At 71.6% G+C, this 1,296-nt stretch carries 2 protein-coding genes; one reads left to right on the top strand and one right to left on the bottom strand.

The window, feature by feature from the left end; genetic code table 11:
- A partial coding sequence (eccD, locus tag ACZ5CR_RS45675) for a type VII secretion integral membrane protein EccD (protein WP_468869722.1) occupies window positions 1–1,129 on the top strand: 1,129 nt, incomplete at its 5' end.
- Between the two features lie 10 nt (window positions 1,130–1,139).
- On the opposite strand, the gene ACZ5CR_RS45670 is transcribed toward eccD, so the two are convergent.
- A partial coding sequence (locus ACZ5CR_RS45670; protein WP_468869726.1) for a DUF397 domain-containing protein occupies window positions 1,140–1,296 on the bottom strand: 157 nt, incomplete at its 5' end.

The following is a 1,296-nucleotide window of genomic DNA, read 5'->3' as shown; positions in this document are numbered from 1 at the left end:
CGATCGCACGCTGTGGAACGGCGACTCGACGCGCGTGGCGGGACTCATCGGCGGCGCCGTGCTGCCGGCCCTCATCGCCTTCGTGGCTTGGACCGCGGAGCCCCGCCACGACATGCACAGCCTGCCGGGCATCCTTGCCGCCATCGCGGGCCTGCTGCTGCTCACCCTCGCCTGCGTGCGTGCGCGGATCTATGACGACCGGGCCTCGGCCATCGCTCTCGGCCTCGGCGCTCTGCCGAACGTGGCCGTGGCCGGCTCCGGTCTGCTGCCCCTGACCGAGGGGCAGGGCATCGGCAGGCTCCAGTTCCTGCTCGCCTGCACGGCCGTACTCATCGCTTCGGTGATCCTCACCCTGGTGTCGCCGCGCGGGGACGGCCCGTTCGTGGCCTTCGTCTTCGCCTCCGCCGTCGGCCTGCTCACCGTGTTCATCGCGACGCTCAGCAGCTTGGAGCCGATCGAGACCGCGGCGCTCTGCGCCCCGCTGGCCGTAGGCGCCCTCGCGTTCCTGCCGGGCCTGTCCATGCGGTTCGCCCGTATCCCCATCGGCTTCGAGTCCCCGCACGCCGCACGCAACGAGTACGGCGCCGAGCCGGAGCCGCAGCAGCCTGTCGACGCCGAGCGCATCGCCGCCCAGGCCCGCCGCGGTCACGAACTGCTCGTCGGCCTGGTGGGTGGCTGCGCCCTGGTGTCCGTCGGTGCGGCCGCGGTGCTCGGCTTCTCCGACGATGTCTGGGGGCAGTTGCTTGCCCTCGCCACCGGCATCGCGATGCTGATGCGCGCCCAGCTCTTCCGTTACACGGCTCAGGTTGCCTCCACGCTGGCCGCGGGCCTGGCGGCACTCGTGCTGCTCGGACTCGGCCTCTGCCTCAACCCGCCGCACGCGCTGATGCGCGACGCCCTGCTCGGCGACAGTTCGGCCCTCAACGTACGAACGCTGTGGCTGATCGCGGCGATCGCGGCCGCCTCCGTACTGGTCACCGCCGTAGGCCTGATCACGTCACGCCGCGGAGTCACCCCCTTCTGGGGCCGCTTCACGGAAATCGCGGAAGGCTTCGTCCTGCTGACGCTGGTCCCGCTGACCCTGGCCGTATTCGACGTGTACGCCTCGGCGCGAGCTCTGACCAGCTGACGGCTGCGCTCTATGCGTCAGCCGCGTCCCGGTTGCCCTCGCCCGCCGCCGGCTCCAGATCGAACTCCCCGTCCCGCGCCCCGAGTACGAAGGCCCGCCATTCCGCCTCGGTGTATCGCAGCACCGTCTCGGGATCGAGCGACGACCGCATGGCCACGGCGCCGTCC

The organism is Streptomyces sp. NPDC031274 (genome assembly GCF_055570235.1).
This window is presented reverse-complemented; position numbering and strand designations above follow the sequence as displayed.